Raw genomic sequence first — 15,630 nt, forward strand, 5'->3', positions numbered from 1 at the left:
GGATTCGCGCGGACTCGCCCTGGCCAGATACCTGGGGGTGCGGCTGCTGCTGATCCCGGTGACGGCCTGGATCCTGGTGACCGCGGTGTTCTTCCTGATGCGGGTGATCGGCGATCCGATCGAGGCCTCGCTGGGCGGGCGGCTACCACCGGACCAGATCGAGCAGCGGCGGGAGGCGGCGGGCCTGAACCGGCCGATCCTGGTGCAGTACTGGGAATACCTCTCCGGACTCGCGCGCGGTGATTTCGGGCAGACCCAGGACCATCGGATGGTCGCCGACATCATCGTCACCCGCGGCGCGGCCACCCTGGAGTTGGTGTGCTGGGCGCTGCTCGTCGCCTTCGCGATCGGCGTGCCACTGGGCAGATACGCTGCCACGCATCGTGATTCGGCGAGCGACGCGGGCCTGCGGCTGTTCGCCATCCTGGCCTACGCGGCGCCGGTGTTCTTCGTCGGACTGCTGCTCAAGCTGTTGTTCGCGGTGCGGCTCGGCTGGTTGCCGGTCTCCGGGCGGGCGAGCGCCGACGTGGAATTGCGGCTTCAGCACGTCACGCCGAAGACCAACATCATGGTGATCGACGCGATCCTTTACGGCGACAACGCCTATCTGCTCGACGTGCTGAAACACGCTGTGCTGCCTGCGATCGCGCTCGGCTTGCTGACCGCGGGGGTGTTCCTGCGGCTGGTGCGGATCAACCTGATCCAGACCTTGCGCAGCGACTACGTGGACGCGGCGCGGGCCCGCGGCCTGTCCGCACGGGTGGTCACCGGCCGACATGCGGTGCGCAACGCCATGATTCCGATCGTCACCGTGATGGGCATGTACATCGCGATGATGCTCGGCGGCGCGGTGCTCACCGAAATGACCTTCGAATGGAAGGGACTCGGCTTCGAGCTCGCCGAGTACCTCAAGGCCCGCGACTTCATGGCGGTGCAGGGCATCGTCGCGTTCATCGCGCTGGTCGTCGCGGTCATGAGCTTCGTGGTGGATGCGCTTGTCGCGCTGATCGATCCGAGGGTGAGGTTCTGATGACCGCTCCGGAATTGGTGACCGAACCCACCGCCGTGCTCGCGCCGTCGCGCCGGGGTCTGCCGGGCCTTCGGTTGTTCTCGATGACCGCGGGCATGCAGCGCGTCACGCTGATCGTCGGCTTGGTGCTGATCGCGGGATTCCTCATCGTCGCGGTGTTCGCGCCCCTGCTCGCGCCCTACGGGTTGGCGCAGACCGCCGAGGACGGCGTGGCTTTCGGCCAGTACCAGCCACCCTCGGCGCAGCACTGGTTCGGCACCACCGTCGCGCAGGAGGACGTGTACTCCCGGGTGCTCTACGGTGCGCGAACGGCGCTGTGGGTGATCGTGGTGTCGCTCGTGCTCTCGCTGTTCGTCGGTGTGCCGCTCGGCCTGGTGTCCGGGTATGTGGGGCGCTGGGTGGACCGGGTGCTGGTGACCGTCATGGACGCGCTGTACGCGTTCCCGACCCTGCTGCTGGCGATCGTGGTATCCATCGTGGTGTCGGGCGGCGAGTCCAGCGGGTTCGGCGGCGTGCTCTCCGCGGCCGTGGCGCTCACGACCGTTTTCGTGCCGCAGTACTTCCGGGTGGTGCGCAATGCCACCGTGGCGGTGAAGCAGGAGCCGTATGTGGATGCCGCGCGGGTCACCGGTGCGTCGACGGTGCGGATTCTGTTCCGGCACATCCTCGCCAACGTCACCCAGTCGCTGCCGGTGATCATCACGCTCAACGGCGCCGAGGCGATCCTCACGCTGGCCGGGCTCGGTTTCCTCGGCTTCGGCATCGAGTCCACCCAGGCCGCGGAATGGGGATTCGACCTGAACAAGTCGCTGGCCGCGGTGTCCAACGGGATCTGGTGGACGGCGATCTTTCCCGGCACCGCCATCGTGCTCGTGGTGCTGGGGATGACGCTGGTCGGCGAGAGTCTCAACGAGGTGCTCAACCCGCTGCTGCGCACCCGGCGCACCGCGGCGCCGGTGGCGGTGGGCAGCGATGTGGTGATCGGGGTGACCGGGGAACCGGAGATGCCGGTCGAGGAGGACAGCGCAGAGGCCGAGGAGCCGGGTGGCGCCGGATCGGCGGTCGGCGAAGGCGGTCGGGCGAAGCCGGATGATGGGGCTGCGCTCGCGGATGACGGCTCGGATGTGGCGAGTTCGGACGGTGGAGCCGAATCTGCGGTCGCGGGCGACGGGCTGGATGTGGCGAGTTCGGACGGCGGGGCCGAATCTGCGGTCGCGGGCGACGGTCCGGATGCGGCGAGTTCGGACAGCGGGGCCGAATCTGCGGTCGCGGATGACGGTCCGGATGTGGCGAGTTCGGACGGTGGAGCCGAATCTGCGGTCGCGGATGACGGTCCGGATCCGGCGATATCGGGCGGCGGAGCGAAATCTGTTGCCGTGGTAGAGGAATCGAGTGGCAAGGAGGGCGGCCATGTCTGAGGCGACCGAAGAGCGGCGACCCGCACTGTCCATCGACGCGTTGTCGGTCACCTTCGCCACCGATGCGGGCCCGGTGCACGCGGTGACCGACGTGTCCTACGAGGTGTTCCCCGGCGAGGTGCTCGCCATCGTGGGGGAGTCCGGATCGGGCAAGTCGGTGAGTTCGCGCACCGCCATGGGGCTGCTGCCGTCGACCGCACGCGTTCACGGTCTGGTGACCCTCGGTACGAAGCAGGTCACCGCGATGTCCGAACGTCAGCTCACGGCGCTGCGCGGCGGGGCGATTTCCATGGTGTTCCAGGAGCCGGGGCTGGCGCTGGACCCGCTGTTCACGGTGGGCTTCCAGATCGCCGAGGCGCTGCGCGCGCACAACGAGCTGTCGCGGAAAGCGGCCAAAGCGCGCGCCGTGGAGCTGCTGCGGCTGGTGGGCCTGCCCGATCCCGAGCATCGGGTCGACTACTACCCGCACCAACTCTCCGGCGGGCAGAAACAGCGCGTGGTGATCGCCATCGCCATCGCCTGCGAACCCAAGGTGATCATCGCCGACGAGCCGACCACCGCCCTGGACGTCACGGTGCAGGCCGAGATCCTGAACCTGCTGCGCGACCTGCGCGACCGCATCGGCAGCGCGATCGTCCTCATCACCCACAACATGGGCGTGGTGGCGGATCTCGCGGACCGGGTGGTGGTGATGCGCGAGGGACGAGTCGTCGAACAGGCGCCCGTGCACGAACTGTTCGCCAGTCCGAAGGCCGACTACACCCGCGCCCTGCTCGCGGCGGTCCCGCATTTGGGCGCGCGGCGTGTGAAAGGCAGTGAGCCGCAGGCCGGTACGAAGTCGCACTCGTCGGAAGCGGCCACGGACACCGGACCTGCCCCGGGTGCGGAGACGTCTGCAGGCGGCGGGACGGCGGCAGCGGAGGGGATTGCCTCGGACCCCGGGCCAGGTGCTGGGACGGCCGCGGGTGCCGGGACTGCCGGAGACGCTGGGACTTCTGCGGCCGGCGAGGCCGCCGCGGGCGGCGGGGCTGCTGTGGGTGGGACTGCCGGAGACGTTGAGACTTCTGCGGGCGGCGGGGCTATCGCGGGCGCTGGGACTGCCCCGGGCGCTGGGTCTGTCACAGGCGGTGATGCTGGCGTGGGCGGACGGCCTGTTGTGGGCGCGCGGACTGCCGGAGACGCTGGGACTTCCGCTGGCGGTGGGACCGCGGCAGCGGAGGGGATTGCCTCGGACCCCGGGCCTGCCTCAGGCGCTGGCGCTGCCGCGGGCGCTGGGTCTGCCGCGGGCGCTGGGTCTGCCGTGGGCGCTGGGACTGGCGGAGACGCTGAGACTTTCGCTGGCGGCGGGACCGCGGCAGCGGAGGGGATTGCCTCGGACCCCGCGCCCGCCTCAGGCACTGGCGCTGCTGCAGGCGCAGGGTCTGCCGTGGGCGCGGGGACTGCTGGAGATGCTGGGTCTGGCGGAGACGCTGGGACTTTCGCGGACGGCGGGACTGCGGCAGCGGATGGGGCTGTTGCAGGCGGCGGGACTCGAGGAGGTGCCGGGGCCGACATCGGGGCCGGGGTAACCGGGGTTGGATCGCACGCGCCGGTGCTCGAGGTCTGCGATCTGGTCGTGGAGTTTCCCGGGCCTTTCGGCCGCCCGCGATTCCGGGCGGTGGACGAGGTGAGCCTGACCATCGCGGCGGGCGAGACGGTGGGGCTGGTGGGCGAGTCGGGATCGGGGAAGTCCACCATCGGGCGATGCGTCGCGGCGTTGCAGCGGCCGACGTCGGGGGTGGTGCGGGTGCGGGGGCAGGACATCGCGGGCCTCTCGCAGCGGCGGTTGCGGCCGATTCGGCGGCGGTTCGGGTTCGTGTTCCAGGATCCGGCCAGTTCGCTGAATCCCCGGATGACCGTGGGCGATTGCGTCGCCGAACCGATGATCGTGCACAAGATCGGCACGCAGGCGGCGATCCGCGCCAGGGTGCGCATGCTGCTCGACGACGTGCGCTTGCCCGCGGGCGTTGAGCGGCGCTATCCGCACGAACTGTCCGGCGGCCAGCGCCAGCGGGCCAGCCTGGCGCGAGCGTTGGCGCTAGACCCCGACCTGCTCGTCGCCGACGAACCGACGAGCGCACTGGACGTCTCGGTGCAGGCCGCGGTCCTGGAGCTGTTCGCCCAACTCCAGCGCGAGTGCGGATGGGCCTGCCTGTTCATCAGTCACGATCTGGCCGTCGTCGACCAGCTCGCCGACCGCATCGTGGTGCTACGCGACGGCGCGGTGGTCGAACAGGGCGACCGGGACGCGATCCTGCGATCCCCGCGCCAGGAGTACACCCGCCGCCTGGTCGCCGCCGTCCCGGTGCCGGACCCGGTCGAGCAACGCCGCCGCCGAGCCGAGGCCGCCGCGCTGTTTGCTCAGGCGTAGGCAACACCTGCCGTCTTCCCCGCGAACCGGGCAGAATGATCAGCGTGAGCAGGATCGCAACGTAACGACTGATTGCGCGATATCCGGGTAACTCGTCGGGTACGCCCAGAGCTCGACCCGCCACCCAACCGCCGGTCCGGCGTCACAGTCTCGCGGCACCGGCGACCGGCGGGAAACGCGGAGAGGCGGATGAGCAACGTGACAACTGATTTCGCGAGTATCCGGGTAACTCGTCGGGTACGCCCAGAACTCGACCCCCAACCCAACCGCCGGCCCGGCGTCACAAGGATCACGGCACCGACGACCGGCAAGAGGCTCGGAGAGGCGGATAGGCTAGCGTGAGCAGGCATCTATCCGCCGATTCGGTTTGGAGCTTTCCCCGAAAATGACTGAACAGACCCCCACTGGTGGTGCCTCGTACGCCGCGGCAGGCGTGGACATCGAGGCCGGTGACCGCGCAGTCGAGTTGTTCGGGCCATTGGCGAAGAAGGCCACCCGTCCCGAGGTTCAGGGTGGGCTGGGCGGCTTCGCCGGATTGTTCGCGCTCAAGGGTGGCTACCGCGAGCCGCTGCTCGCCGCCTCCACCGACGGCGTCGGCACCAAGATCGCGGTCGCGCAGGCGATGGACAAGCACGACACCGTCGGCCTCGACCTGGTCGCGATGGTCGTCGACGATCTCGTCGTCTGCGGCGCCGAGCCGCTGTTCCTGCAGGACTACATCGCCATCGGCAAGGTCGTCCCGGAGAAGGTCGCCGAGCTGGTCTCCGGCATCGCCGAGGGCTGCGTGCGGGCAGGTTGCGCGCTGCTCGGCGGCGAGACCGCGGAGCACCCCGGTCTGATGGATCCCGACGACTACGACCTGTCCGCGACCGGCGTCGGCGTGGTGGAGGCCGACGCGGTGCTCGGCCCCGACCGGGTGCGTCCTGGCGACGTCGTGATCGCGATGGGTTCCTCGGGCCTGCACTCCAACGGCTACAGCCTGGCGCGCAAGGTGCTGCTCGACATCGACCGGATGTCGCTGACCGGGCACGTGGAGGAGTTCGGCCGCACCCTCGGTGAGGAGCTGCTCGAGCCGACCCGCATCTACGCGAAGGACTGCCTCGCGCTGATCGCCGAGACCGATGTGCGCACCTTCGCGCACGTCACCGGCGGTGGACTGGCGGCCAACCTGGCGCGCGTCATCCCGGCGGGCATGGTGGCCGAACTGGACCGCGGCACCTGGAATCCGGCGCCGGTGTTCAAGATGATCGCCCAGCGCGGCCGGGTGGAGCGGGCCGAGATGGAGAAGACGTTCAACATGGGCGTCGGCATGGTCGCGGTCGTCGCTCCGGAAGACGTCGATCGCGCCCTCGCGGTGCTCACCGCCCGGCACATCGAGTGCTGGACCCTCGGCACCGTGAAGAAGGCCAAGGAGGCCGAGGCCGCCCGCGCCGTGCTGCTCGGCGAGCACCCGCGCTTCTGACCGTAACCACCGGCTGCCGAGGACCCGGATCGCTTCCGCGGCTTCGGCAGTCGGCTCGGGGCGCCGGTGGGCGGCCCGGGTTCGGCGGTCGACAATGCCCGCTCACACGACATCAGCGTCCCGCATCGATCGATGCGGGACGCTGATCTCGTTGTATGGCAAGCCTCTAAGGCGATGTCCCTGTCTCAGTGCCAACGTTCGAAGGGGGAGGCCCGGACGGCCTCCCCCTTCGTCACGTCGAATCCGAGTCAGCGGCGCCAGTCGTCGTAGTCATCGTCCTCGTCCCAGCGGGATGAGGACGTGTCCGCGTCATGCTCATCGGACAGCACACCGCCACTGCGTTGGGTGGTGGGGCTTCCCGAGAGCTCGCGCTGAAGGCTCGCGAAGTCGGTCGGCGCTGAGCTGTACTTCAGCTCGCGTGCGACCTTGGTCTGCTTTGCCTTAGCCCGGCCACGGCCCATGGCTGACCCCCTCGCGTCACTGCGGGGCGGCCTGGGGTTTGTTGGCGGCCCCGTTCGAATTAATACTCTTCCTGACAGACACTTTAGCGTGTGTCCGGCGGTCGCGCTTCCAGGAGTGGGGGAAGAACTCCCGAACGGACCCCGTTTGCCCGGTTGTCGCCCTGTGTCCTGGCTCTTACAGTACGCCGGGAATTGTCCGGATCACTCCGACCCGAGCGCCGCCGCCGAGCACCGGCTGGGCCGCCAGTTCGGTGTGCGCCTCGGTCCACTCGACGCCCATTCGTTGCAGAATCGCCAGCGTCAGAGGCATCCGCGCGCGGTCGTGCCCGTCGTCGATCTTGTACGCGAAGGCCCTTCCGTCGGGCAGCGCACCTGCGTGCACCCCATCGGCGCCGATCTTGCACACCAGGCCGGGGGTCGCGGCCATGGCCAGCAAATCGGGTGCGTTCGTGCCCGAAATCACTCGTGGGTGAGCGCGAATGGCGTCGGCGACCCGGCGCGGCGGGGTGCCGGGCTCGGCGGTGGCGATGGTCGCGAAGGCGCGGGCCAGGTTCATCAGCGAGACCGGAATGATGGGCAGGCCGCAGCCGTCGATGCCCAGATCGGTCTCGGGTTCGCCGGTGAGCTCGGTGACGTTCGCGATCACCGCCCGCTGCAACGGGTGCGTCTCGTCGAGGTACCCCTCGGTCGGCCAGCCGTTGATCGCGCAGGTCGCCAGCATCGCGGCGTGCTTGCCGGAGCAATTCATGTAGATCCGGCGCGGTTCGCCCGCGGTCAGCGCGGCGGCGCGGGCCCGCTCCTCGAACGGCAGATCGGGCGGGCACTCCAGCGCCTTCTCGGGGAAACCGAACCGATCGAGCAGCCGCTGGACCAGGGCGACGTGGTCGGGTTCACCGAAGTGCGAGGCGGTGGCGATGGCCAGCTCGGCGTCGTCGACGGGCTCGAAACCGTTGCGCAGCAGCGTGATCGCCTGCATGGGTTTGTTGGTCGAGCGCGGGAAGATCGGTACGTGCACCTCGCCGAGCTGGTGTGTCGGCTCGCCGTCGGCGCCGAGGACCACCAGGGAACCGCGGTGCACGCATTCGCGGAATCCGGAGCGGACGACCTCGACCAATTCGACGCTCACCGTGCGACTCCCGCCGCGAGACCCGCGCGCCCTTCGGCGGCGCGTGCGGCGTTGGCGTGCCGCCGGGCGTGCCGGTCGATCTGCATCCGGATGTCGTCGGAGACGGTGGGCTCGTGCTCGAGCAGGGTGGCGAGGCGCTCCATGTCGGCGCCGGTGAACACGTCGCGCACAGTGACGCCGTGCTCGGGGACGTGCACCACCTCGACCGGATCGCCCGCGCCGATCGTGCCCTCGGTGAGGACGCGCAGGTAGGCGCCGGTGTTGGCGCGCAACGTGAAGCGCTTGACCCACTGCGCCTCGCCGGACCAGTGCTGGAAGGTCGCGCACGGCACCCGCGGCGCGCTCACCTCGAGCAGGGTGTCGCCGATCGCCCAGCGCGCGCCGACCACGGCGTCGCTCACCTCGAGGCCGCCGATGCGCAGGTTCTCGCCGAACCAGCCCGCGGGCAGTTCCCTGCCGAGTTCGCCGGCCCAGCGCTGCGCGTCGTGCTCGGCGTAGGCGTAGACCGCCTGGTGCACGCCGCCGTGGTGCTTCGTGTCGCAGACGTGGTCGCCGTCGAGTCCGAGGGCGCCCACGCCGACTCGACCGGCGACGGGTCGCTTGTCGATGGCGGTGCGGCCGACCCTGGTCGGCACTTCCACATCGGCGTGCACCACGCAGGCCGCCAGCACGCGGGCGGTGTCATCGATGGGCATCGGCGCCGCTCCCTTCGTCGAGTTGGTGGGGATCGCGAGGCTCGGCGTCGAGCGAGGTCGGGTCGATCACCGTCCGCGCAGCCGGTCGACGGCGAGACGGCCCGGTTGCAGCGTGTCCTCGGCGGGGACCGAGTCGGGATCGATGGCGGCGGCGGATGGACCGGCGACGAGCGCGGTGTCGGCCGGGATCGTGCGCTTGACCAGGGCCAGTGCGATCGGGCCGAGCTCGTAGTGGTCGATGACGGTGCCGAGCCTGCCGACGGTGCGCCCGCCCGCGGTGACGTCCTCGCCGGGCGCGGGACGCTCGTCGGCGGAGCCGTCCAGGTGCAGCAGGACCAGGTGGCGCGGAGGTTTGCCGAGGTTGTGCACCCGGGCCACGGTCTCCTGGCCGCGGTAGCAGCCCTTGTCCAGGTGCACGGCGCCGTGTTCGTCGACGCCGCCGATCCAGCGGGCCTCGTGCGGGATGGTGCGCTCGTCGGTGTCGAGGCCGATCCGGGGACGCAGCGCGGCCACCCGCAGCGCCTCGAAGGCCCACATGCCCGCGGGCTCGGCGCCCGCTTCGGTGAGCTCGGCCCACCACCCGGCCAGCCGGTCGCGGGGGATCACCAGATCGAAGGAGTCGGCGGTGGGCCACGGCATGCGGCGAAGGAAGCCGCCGCCGGGCAGCGGCACGGCTTCGTAGGTGTCGGGCAGGTCGGCCACGCCGAGTGCGGCGGTCAGTTCGCGCACGCGCGGGCCGAGCAGGCTCAGCACCGCGTGGTCGGTGGCCTCGCGCGGCTGGGCATCGGCCCAGAACACCATCTTGCGCAGGAAATCGAGCAGGGCGGGGCCGTGGTCGGCCTCGGTGTCGGCCCAGACCGTGGCGTCGAGGTCGGTGAGCACGAAGTGGTGCTGCACGCGGCCGTTGAGATCGAGGTCCAGATTCTCCGCGGAGCGCCCGTCGGCGAGGTTCGCCACGTGCTGGCTGGTGATGGTGTGCAGCCAGCTCAGCCGCTCGGCGCCGGTGATGCTCAGGACGAAACGGTGCGAGCGATCGATGACCGCGACGCGTTCCACGGCGGCTCGCTGTTCGCCGAAGGGATTCCCGTAATGCCACGCAACGGCGGAGTCCAAGGAGCCGGGCGGACCCGCGACGGCGCCCGGAACGGAGAGGAGGGGGCTGGGTGCAACGACCACGGACACGTCTTCCACTGTAGTGGCACCCGGAGACATAGTCCGCCGACAGCCCGCGCACCGCGGGTAGCGCGACACGGCTCGGCAGCAGGTCCGCCGATGACACGCGCGTGCGCGTGGCGGCGCGGCAAACATAGGCAAGTGCAGCGCATACCGCCTACGCTCGACGCATGGTAGATCGGGTTCTTGTCACACTCGACGGCGTTGTCCAGGATGCGGATGCTCCGTTGCTGTTCGCCGACGACATCGGGGTGCTGCGCGGCGACGGCGTCTTCGAAACGGTGCTGGTCCGCGGTGGGAGCGCCTGTGCGCTCGAATTCCACCTCGGCAGGCTACGGCGCTCGGCGCAGGCGCTGGAACTACCGGAACCCGAACTGAGCCGCTGGCGCGAGGCCGTCGAGACCGCCGCGAAGGAGTGGGGCACCGAGGACGAGGGGCTGATGCGGCTGGTGCTGACCCGCGGCCGCGACTCCGAGCTCTCCGGCGCGCGATCCAGCGTCACCTCGGGTGACCTGGCCGCGGCCGTCCCGGTGCCGACCTCCTACGTGCTGGTGGTGCCGGTGCCCGATCGGGTGGCGAAGGCGCGCACCGAGGGCGTCTCGGTGGTGACGCTGCCGCGCGGGATCTCGATCGATCTGGCCCAGGCCGCACCCTGGCAACTGCTCGGCGCCAAGACGCTCTCCTACGCGACGAACATGGCCGCACTGCGTTTCGCGCACCGGATGGGCGCCGACGACGTGATCTTCACCAGCACCGAGAACCGGGTGCTGGAGGGACCGCGCTCCTCGGTGGTGATCGCGCGCGACAAGAAGCTGATCACGCCGCCCGCGAAAAACGGTGTGCTGCCCGGCGTCACGCAGCGCGCGCTGTTCGCCGAAGCGGAGAAGGCCGGTTGGACCACCAGCTACGAACTGCTCTTCACCGCGGACCTGCTCACCTGCGACAGCATCTGGCTGATGTCGAGCATCAGCCTTGCCGCGCGGGTGAATTCGCTGGACGGTTTGCGGATGTCCGCGCCGGACAACGCGCAGGAGATCATCGAACTGGTCGATCGCGGCATCGACCGGGCGGGCGCCATCGGCGATTGGTGAGTGACGTCCGCCTCGTCGGGGCGGACAGCCTCCCGTTCCCCGTGTGTGTCGTGGCCTAACGCACGTTGATTGCCAGCCCCCGCCGCGTAGCATTTACTACGACACGTCGTAGTAAGGCTGGAGGGTCGGATGAGTGTTCTGGACATCTCACGTTGGCAGTTCGGCATCACGACCGTCTACCACTTCGTGCTCGTCCCGCTCACCATCGGTCTCGCCCCGCTCGTCGCGGGCATGCAGACCGCGTGGGTGATCACGGGCAAGGACCATTGGTACCGGCTGACGAAGTTCTTCGGCAAACTGTTCTTGATCAACTTCGCGCTCGGCGTCGCCACCGGCATCGTGCAGGAATTCCAGTTCGGCATGAACTGGAGCGAGTACTCCCGCTTCGTCGGCGATGTGTTCGGCGCGCCGCTGGCGCTGGAGGCGCTGGTCGCCTTCTTCCTCGAGTCGACCTTCATCGGTCTGTGGATCTTCGGCTGGACGCGGTTGCCGAAACTGCTGCACCTCGGCGCGATCTGGATGGTCGCAATCGGCGTGAACGCCTCCGCCTACTTCATCGTCGCCGCCAACTCGTTCATGCAGCACCCGGTCGGCGCCAGGTACAACCCGGAACGCGGGCGGGCCGAGCTGACCAGCATCTGGGAAGTGCTGACGAACAACACCACGCTCGCGGCCTTCCCACACGTGGTGGCCGGCGCGTTCCTCACCGCGGGCACCTTCGTCGCGGGCATCGCGGGCTGGTGGATGGTGCGCAACGCGCGCAGCGGCGATCCGGCAAAGGTCGCCGAGGCGCGCACCATGTGGCGCTCCGGCGGGCGCGCGGGCATGTGGGTGATCGTGGTCTCCGGCATCGCGCTGGTGCTCTCCGGCGACATCCAGGGCAAGCTGATGTTCGAGCAGCAGCCGATGAAGATGGCCTCGGCCGAATCGCTGTGCCACACCGCGACCGATCCGCACTTCTCGGTGCTCACCGTCGGCACGCACAACAACTGCGACAGCGTCACCCACGTGGTCGAGGTGCCGTACGTGCTGCCCTACCTGGCCGAGGGCCAGTTCGGCGACGTCACCCTCGAAGGCGTGCAGGATCTGCAACAGGCCTACATCGAGAAGTTCGGTCCCGGCGATTACCGGCCCAACCTCTTCGTCACCTACTGGTCGTTCCGCGCCATGATCGGTCTGGCCGCAGGCTCGATGCTGCTGGTGCTTGCCGGGCTGTGGCTCACCAGGCGCGGCCGGGTGCCCGATCAGCGCTGGTACTCGTGGCTGAGCCTGCTGGCCATTCCGACGCCGTTCCTCGCCAACAGCGCGGGCTGGGTGTTCACCGAAATGGGCCGCCAGCCCTGGGTCGTGGTGCCGAACCCGACCGGTGATCCCGCCTTGCGGATGACGGTGCAGCAGGGCGTCTCGGACCACTCGGCGGGCACCGTGATCACCTCGCTGGTGGTGTTCACCCTGCTCTACGGCGTGCTCGCGCTGGTGTGGTTCTACCTGATGCGACGGTATGTGATCGCCGGGCCGGAGCGACCGCCCGTGCGCAAGTCATCCGGCCCCGACGACACGGGTGGCCCGGGTGAGCGGGGACGCGCCGAAGAACCTGCCGTCGAACAGCTTTCGTTCGCGTACTGAGGAGCCCGACGATGAGTCTGCAAGAGTTCTGGTTCGTCCTGATCGGCGTCCTGTTCACCGGCTACTTCGTGCTGGAGGGTTTCGACTTCGGCGTCGGCATGCTGATGCCGGTCCTCGGCAAGGGCAGCGACACCCGGCGGCGCGTGGTGCTCAACACCATCGGCCCGGTGTGGGACGGCAACGAGGTGTGGCTGATCACCGCGGCGGGCGCGATGTTCGCGGCGTTCCCGGAGTGGTACGCCAGCCTGTTCTCCGGGTTCTACTTCGCGATGCTGCTGATTCTCGTCGCGCTGATCCTGCGCATCTGCGCCATCGAATACCGCGCCAAGATCGACGATCCGACCTGGCGGGCCCGCTGCGACATCGGCATCGGCATCGGCTCCTGGCTGCCCGCGTTCGCGTGGGGCTGGCTGTTCGCCAATATCGTGCGCGGGGTGCCGCTGGACGCGGACAAGCAGATCACCGGCTCGTTGGCCGACCTGTTCAGCCCGTACGCCCTGCTCGGCGCGCTGACCACCGGTCTGCTGTTCCTGCTGCACGGCGCGATCTTCGTCGGTCTCAAGACCGGCGGCGAGGTGCGAGCCGACGCGGTGCGCCTCGCGCGGCTGCTGCTCGTGCCGACCGCGCTCGTCGTCATCGGGTTCGGCCTCTGGACGCAGCTGGCCTTCGGTGCCGGGTGGACCTGGATTCCGCTGGGGGTCGCGGTGCTCGGACTGGTCGTCGCGGCGGTCGCCGTCTTCGCCGAACGCGATGGGTGGGCGTTCGCCGGGACCACCTTCGTCATCGCCGCGGCGACGGTGCTGCTGTTCGGCTCGCTGTTCCCGAACGTGCTGCCCTCCACCCTCGGCGACGCTTTCCACCTCACCATCGACAACGCCTCCTCCACGCCGTACACGCTGAAGGTGATGAGCTGGGCGGCGGTGATCGTCACCCCGGTGGTGCTCGGCTACCAGGGGTGGACCTACTGGGTGTTCCGCAAACGCCTGACGGTGGAGCAGATTCCGGCGCACACCGGTCTGCCGCTGGGGCCGGGCAAGGGCTGATCGGTCATGGCACGCCCGCCCGTCGACCCGCGCCTGTGGCGGTACGCCCGCTCGGCCCGCCGGTATCTGGTGCTGAGTGTCGGGTTGTCCGTGGTGATCACGGTGTCGATCGTGGTCACCGCGGTGACTTTGGCCAGGGTGCTGGCCGGGGTCGTCACCGACCCAGGCGCGCGTGGATTGGGGTCGTGGACAACCGAACTCGCGGTGCTGGCGTGCTCGATCGGCGCGCGGGTGCTGGCAACCTGGGTGCAGGGCAGGGTGGCGCACCGGGCCGGGGCGGGCGTCGTCGCGGAACTCGAGGCGGCGGTACTGGCGGCCGGTGCGCGGCTGACGCCGCGCGAATTGGAGAGCCGGAGAACCGAGCTCGCGGTGGTGGCAGGCACCGGCCTGTCCGGATTGCGCGGTTATCTGAGCGGCTATCTGCCCGCGCTGCTGCTCGCGGTGCTGGTGCCGCCGATCGTGTTGGTTGTCATCGCGATGCACGATCCGGTTTCCGGCGGGATCGCGGTGGTCACGCTGCCGCTCATTCCGATCTTCATGGTGCTGATCGGGTTCCTCACGCAGGGGCGTGCGGCGGCGACGCTGGAGGCGACGACGCGGTTGTCGGATCAGTTGCTCGATCTGTTCGCCGGGATGCCGACGTTGCGCGCATTGGGGCGTGAGGCGGGCGCTGCCGCACGGCCGGATTCCGCAGCTGGGCGGGCCCGCAGCATGGAACACCGGGTCCGCGATCTCGGCGACGCGTTGCGTTCGCGCACGATGCGGGCCTTGCGGATCGCGTTCCTGTCCTCGATGGTGCTGGAGTTGCTCGCGACGCTGAGCGTGGCGCTCATCGCGGTGTCGATCGGCCTTCGCTTGGTTTTCGGTGAGATGAGTTTGTATTCGGGGCTGGTCGCGCTCATTCTCGCGCCGGAGGTCTACCTGCCGCTGCGGATGGTGGGGGAGCGGTTCCACGCGGCGCAGGACGGCATGGCGGCGGCGGACAAGGCCTTCGCGATTCTCGAGCCGGATGCAACCGCGGGCCGCCCGTCGGCGTCGGTCGATGGGCAGGTCGACGGCGATCACCTCGAAGGAGGCGGCGAGGGTGTCGATGGCAGCGAGACCGCCCGAGGTGTGGAACCGGTTCGCGGGTCGACCGTCGAACGAGCTTCGGACGATACTGCCGAGGGTCGGGCGATCGGCAGCGAGACCGGCCCGGATGTACGACGTGCGGGCGGGGAGCTCGAGCTAGAGTCGCGCACCGGCGCGGAGGATCGAAAGCCGAGCGGTCGCATCGAGATTCGTGATCTGAGCGTCCGCGCCCGGGACGGCTTGGCTCCGGAGGGACTCTCCGCGGTGCTGCGTCCGGGCGCGGTGACCGTGCTGACCGGGCCCAATGGCAGCGGGAAGTCGACGGCGCTGCTCGCAATGCTCGGTCTCGTGGAGCCGGAGCACGGACGCGTGCTCGTCGACGGAACCGACGTGCGCGAGCTGGATGCCGAAGCGTGGTGGGCGCGGGTGGCGTGGCTGCCGCAGCGGCCGGTGCTGGTGCCGGGCACATTGCGGGAGAACCTGGAACTGCTCGGTGCGCGGGCCGGCCATGCCGGTCGCGGGGCGGAGCGCGTTCTCGACGCCGCCTGCGCCGCCACCGGATTCGACGCCGTGCTGGACGAGCTGCCGCAGCGCTGGGACACCGTCGTCGGGGCGGGCGGCACCGGACTGTCTCTCGGCCAACGCCAGCGGCTCGCACTCACCAGGGTGCTCGCCGCCGACCGCCCCGTGCTGCTGCTGGACGAGCCGACCGCCCATCTCGACGCAGTGAGCGAGTCCACCGTCCTCGCTGCCCTCCAGGCCAAAGCCCGCGAGGGAGCCGCCGTCGTCGTCATCGGTCACCGCCCGGCAGTCCTGGCCGCCGCCGATTACGTTGTGCCCGTGCGTGCCTCGGCCTTCGACGGGGTGGTGAGCGGATCATGAGCAGCGTGAAGCGCGCGATCGCCGCTCGTCTGCGTCGGATGCCGGGTTTGCCCCAGTGCGCGACGTCAGCGGCCGGCGGTCCGACGGGCGAGTCACTGCGGGCGATGGCAAGCCGTCGGGCATCGGCCTCTCGCGTGCACGG

The 15,630-nt window shown here is 69.7% G+C and carries 11 protein-coding genes and 1 pseudogene; 8 read left to right on the plus strand and 4 right to left on the minus strand.

Annotated features, from left to right (window positions below; translation table 11 throughout):
• Window positions 1–19: 19 nt before the first annotated feature.
• The 4 genes and pseudogenes from NL1_RS21270 to purM all read left to right on the plus strand — a co-directional run bounded on the left by NL1_RS21270 (window position 20) and on the right by purM (window position 6,320).
• Window positions 20–1,030 carry an ABC transporter permease gene (locus NL1_RS21270; RefSeq protein WP_245673436.1) on the plus strand — a complete coding sequence of 337 codons (1,011 nt, stop codon included), beginning with the start codon at window positions 20–22 and terminating at the stop codon, window positions 1,028–1,030.
• Window positions 1,030–1,974, plus strand: a pseudogene (locus NL1_RS21275) (ABC transporter permease); the annotation flags it as partial. The gene NL1_RS21270 and the pseudogene NL1_RS21275, both read left to right, overlap by 1 nt.
• A 466-nt stretch (window positions 1,975–2,440) precedes the next feature.
• Window positions 2,441–4,858, plus strand: a complete 2,418-nt coding sequence (locus NL1_RS39625) for a dipeptide ABC transporter ATP-binding protein (RefSeq protein ID WP_245673434.1) — start codon at window positions 2,441–2,443, stop codon at window positions 4,856–4,858.
• Between the two features lie 385 nt (window positions 4,859–5,243).
• Window positions 5,244–6,320: a phosphoribosylformylglycinamidine cyclo-ligase gene (purM, locus tag NL1_RS21290; RefSeq protein WP_067841999.1), complete on the plus strand. Its 1,077-nt coding sequence runs from the start codon at window positions 5,244–5,246 to the stop codon at window positions 6,318–6,320.
• Between the two features lie 248 nt (window positions 6,321–6,568).
• On the opposite strand, the gene NL1_RS21295 is transcribed toward purM, so the two are convergent.
• The 4 genes from NL1_RS21295 to ygfZ all read right to left on the minus strand — a co-directional run bounded on the left by NL1_RS21295 (window position 6,569) and on the right by ygfZ (window position 9,814).
• Window positions 6,569–6,781: a DUF3073 domain-containing protein gene (locus NL1_RS21295; RefSeq protein ID WP_067842001.1), complete on the minus strand. Its 213-nt coding sequence runs from the start codon at window positions 6,779–6,781 to the stop codon at window positions 6,569–6,571.
• Window positions 6,782–6,956: 175 nt separating this feature from the next.
• Window positions 6,957–7,907 carry an asparaginase gene (locus NL1_RS21300; protein WP_067842003.1) on the minus strand — a complete coding sequence of 317 codons (951 nt, stop codon included), beginning with the start codon at window positions 7,905–7,907 and terminating at the stop codon, window positions 6,957–6,959.
• The gene (locus tag NL1_RS21305) at window positions 7,904–8,602 is read right to left on the minus strand and encodes an MOSC domain-containing protein (RefSeq protein ID WP_067842004.1); all 699 of its coding nucleotides are present in this window, start codon (window positions 8,600–8,602) and stop codon (window positions 7,904–7,906) included. Before NL1_RS21305 ends, NL1_RS21300 begins: the two co-directional genes overlap by 4 nt.
• Window positions 8,603–8,668: 66 nt before the next feature.
• Entirely contained in the window at window positions 8,669–9,814 is a 1,146-nt protein-coding gene (gene ygfZ / locus NL1_RS21310) for a CAF17-like 4Fe-4S cluster assembly/insertion protein YgfZ (RefSeq protein ID WP_174553447.1), read from the minus strand.
• Between the two features lie 131 nt (window positions 9,815–9,945).
• Here ygfZ and NL1_RS21315 point away from each other — a divergent pair, with 131 nt between their 5' ends.
• From NL1_RS21315 to NL1_RS21330, 4 genes are all read left to right on the plus strand, one after another.
• Window positions 9,946–10,866 (plus strand): aminodeoxychorismate lyase, encoded by a 921-nt coding sequence (locus tag NL1_RS21315; RefSeq protein ID WP_067842008.1) that lies wholly within the window; start codon window positions 9,946–9,948, stop codon window positions 10,864–10,866.
• 129 nt (window positions 10,867–10,995) lie between these two features.
• Window positions 10,996–12,492 (plus strand): cytochrome ubiquinol oxidase subunit I, encoded by a 1,497-nt coding sequence (locus tag NL1_RS21320; RefSeq protein WP_067842009.1) that lies wholly within the window; start codon window positions 10,996–10,998, stop codon window positions 12,490–12,492.
• An 11-nt stretch (window positions 12,493–12,503) separates the two neighbouring features.
• Entirely contained in the window at window positions 12,504–13,535 is a 1,032-nt protein-coding gene (cydB, locus tag NL1_RS21325) for a cytochrome d ubiquinol oxidase subunit II (RefSeq protein ID WP_067842011.1), read from the plus strand.
• A 6-nt stretch (window positions 13,536–13,541) separates the two neighbouring features.
• Window positions 13,542–15,488: an ABC transporter ATP-binding protein/permease gene (locus tag NL1_RS21330; RefSeq protein ID WP_067842015.1), complete on the plus strand. Its 1,947-nt coding sequence runs from the start codon at window positions 13,542–13,544 to the stop codon at window positions 15,486–15,488.
• The last annotated feature ends 142 nt before the right edge of the window (window positions 15,489–15,630 follow it).

The organism is Nocardia lijiangensis NBRC 108240, assembly GCF_001613045.1.
Taxonomy (GTDB): Bacteria; Actinomycetota; Actinomycetes; order Mycobacteriales; family Mycobacteriaceae; genus Nocardia; species Nocardia lijiangensis.

Excerpts from the sequence above, each read along its gene's own strand:
- NL1_RS39625 (WP_245673434.1), top strand. The coding sequence starts at position 2,441 with ATGTCTGAGGCGACCGAAGAGCGGCGACCCGCACTGTCCATCGACGCG.
- purM (WP_067841999.1), top strand. The coding sequence starts at position 5,244 with ATGACTGAACAGACCCCCACTGGTGGTGCCTCGTACGCCGCGGCAGGC.
- NL1_RS21295 (WP_067842001.1), bottom strand. The coding sequence starts at position 6,781 with ATGGGCCGTGGCCGGGCTAAGGCAAAGCAGACCAAGGTCGCACGCGAG.
- NL1_RS21305 (WP_067842004.1), bottom strand. The coding sequence starts at position 8,602 with ATGCCCATCGATGACACCGCCCGCGTGCTGGCGGCCTGCGTGGTGCAC.
- ygfZ (WP_174553447.1), bottom strand. The coding sequence starts at position 9,814 with ATGTCTCCGGGTGCCACTACAGTGGAAGACGTGTCCGTGGTCGTTGCA.
- NL1_RS21315 (WP_067842008.1), top strand. The coding sequence starts at position 9,946 with ATGGTAGATCGGGTTCTTGTCACACTCGACGGCGTTGTCCAGGATGCG.
- NL1_RS21320 (WP_067842009.1), top strand. The coding sequence starts at position 10,996 with ATGAGTGTTCTGGACATCTCACGTTGGCAGTTCGGCATCACGACCGTC.
- cydB (WP_067842011.1), top strand. The coding sequence starts at position 12,504 with ATGAGTCTGCAAGAGTTCTGGTTCGTCCTGATCGGCGTCCTGTTCACC.
- NL1_RS21330 (WP_067842015.1), top strand. The coding sequence starts at position 13,542 with ATGGCACGCCCGCCCGTCGACCCGCGCCTGTGGCGGTACGCCCGCTCG.